Raw genomic sequence first — 1,897 nt, forward strand, 5'->3', positions numbered from 1 at the left:
ACCCGCGCCGACCGCCCCGGCGAAGAAGGGCCGCTCCAAGCTGGTCCTCGTCGCCGCCGGAGTCCTCGGCCTCGCCGGTGTCGCCTACGGCGCCGGGCTGCTCCTCAACCACTCCGACGTCCCGAAGGGGACCACGGTCCTCGGCGTGGACATCGGCGGCGGTACGAAGGAGGAGGCCGTCAACAAGCTGGACGCGGCCCTCGGCAAGCGCGCCGGGACCCCGCTCCAGCTCGGCATCGGCGGCAAGAAGGTCCAGCTCGCCCCGGAGAAGGCGGGCCTGGCGCTCGACAGCGTGGAGACCGTGCGCGCCGCCGCGGGCAGCGACTACAACCCCGTCTCGGTCATCGGCTCCCTGTTCGGCGGCGAGCGGGTCGCCAAGCCGGTCTTCCCCGTCGACGAGGAGAAGCTCGCCGTCACCCTCGCCGACCTGGCCGGCACGTCCGCGTCGGCGACCGAGGGCACGATCCTGTTCGCCCCGAACAAGGTGACGCCCGTCGAGGGCAAGCCCGGCAAGGGCCTCGACATCCAGCGCTCGATGATCTCCGTCCGGGACGCCTTCCGCGCCCAGGTGGAGACGGGCCAGACCAGGCTGGTCGAGCTGCCGGTCACCGACCGCCAGCCGAGCATCAGCAAGGCCGAGGTGGACCGGGCGATGAAGGAGTTCGCGACGCCCGCGATGTCCGACCGCGTCACCATCCGGGCGGGCGGCAGGGAGATCCAGTTCGGCCCGGCGCGCTCGCTGCCGCAGATCCTCTCCATGAAGGCCGCCGACGGCCGACTGGTGGCGGTCTACGACACGAAGGCCATCGAGCGGCTGCTCGACGGCGCCTTCAAGGGCGTCATGATCAACAAGGCCGACGGCACCAAGCGGGAGGTCTCGGCCGACGACGTGGCCTCCGTGATGCGCGAGGCGCTCCTCGGCAAGACCAAGAACGAACGCACCAGGACGATCGACCTGAACCCGAAGGGCTGACAGCCCGAGCGACGCGTTCCGAGCCCCCGCCCGACGAGCGTCGGCCGGGGGCTCGGCGCGTGGCGGGGACGTGGGTCGGCGGGGCGATCAGGCGCGGATCGCCGCCACGAAGCGCGTGCACCGCGCCCGTTGTTCCGTGGGCGACGCCTGGGCGCGGTCCGTGGACGGCCTCCGGCAGGCGTCTCAGTAGTGGGCGACGAGAACCGCGGAGAGGGCGAGCGCACCGGGCAGGGCCTGGGCGAAGAGGATGCGGCGGTTGGCCGTGGCGGCGCCGTAGAGGCCGGCGATGACGACGCAGGACAGGAAGAAGACCCGGACGCGGAAGGCGATCGGGTCGTCGGCGATGAGACCCCAGACGAGCCCGGCGGCGAGGAAGCCGTTGTAGAGACCTTGGTTGGCGGCCATCGCGGCGGTCTCGCGCGCCATCTTCGCGTCGAACCCGGAGAAGCGGCGGCCGGTCTCCTTCTCCCACAGGAACATCTCCATCACCAGGATGTAGGCGTGGAGCAGGGCGACGAGGGCGACGAGGATGTCTGCGGTCAGCGGCATGGCCGCATTGTGCCGTCGGGCGGCCGGGCTCCGGGGGGAGGCGCGCAACGGCTCGCGCAGGGCGGTTCGCGAGAACGAACGGTTAATTCCGGATCCCAAACTAAAAATCAGAAAATAGTCTCAAAAGCTCGACGGAGGAGCCCCCGGACCGGGAAACTGTCTGCAACAGGCCTGCACACAGGCCTCGTTGGACAAATTCCGCATCACATCCGGGGGACAACATGGCAGGAACCGCTCGTCGTTGGGCTGCGCGCATATCGGGCGTGGGAGCCGCATCGGCAATGATTCTCGGCGGGATGGCGGGCACGTCGTTCGCCATCGAGAACCCGCCCACGGTCACCATCAGCGTGAACTTCGGCGTGGTCGCGACCACGC

General features: G+C 70.2%; 1 protein-coding gene and 1 pseudogene. One reads left to right on the plus strand and one right to left on the minus strand.

Features of this window, described 5'->3' with window-relative positions:
• Positions 1 to 973, plus strand: a pseudogene (locus AOK00_RS28745) (hypothetical protein); the annotation flags it as partial.
• A gap of 183 nt (positions 974 to 1,156) precedes the next feature.
• Here AOK00_RS28745 and AOK00_RS28750 read toward each other — a convergent pair.
• A complete protein-coding gene (locus AOK00_RS28750) occupies positions 1,157 to 1,522 on the minus strand; it encodes a DUF1304 domain-containing protein (RefSeq protein WP_055603164.1) in 366 nt (121 codons plus the stop codon).
• Between the last annotated feature and the right edge of the window lie 375 nt (positions 1,523 to 1,897).

Origin of the sequence: Streptomyces aureus (assembly GCF_001418135.1) — a bacterium.
Classification (GTDB): domain Bacteria; phylum Actinomycetota; class Actinomycetes; order Streptomycetales; family Streptomycetaceae; genus Streptomyces; species Streptomyces aureus_A.

Bases quoted from the DNA above. Each gene is read 5' to 3' on its own strand.
- AOK00_RS28750 (WP_055603164.1), bottom strand. From the start codon at position 1,522: ATGCCGCTGACCGCAGACATCCTCGTCGCCCTCGTCGCCCTGCTCCAC.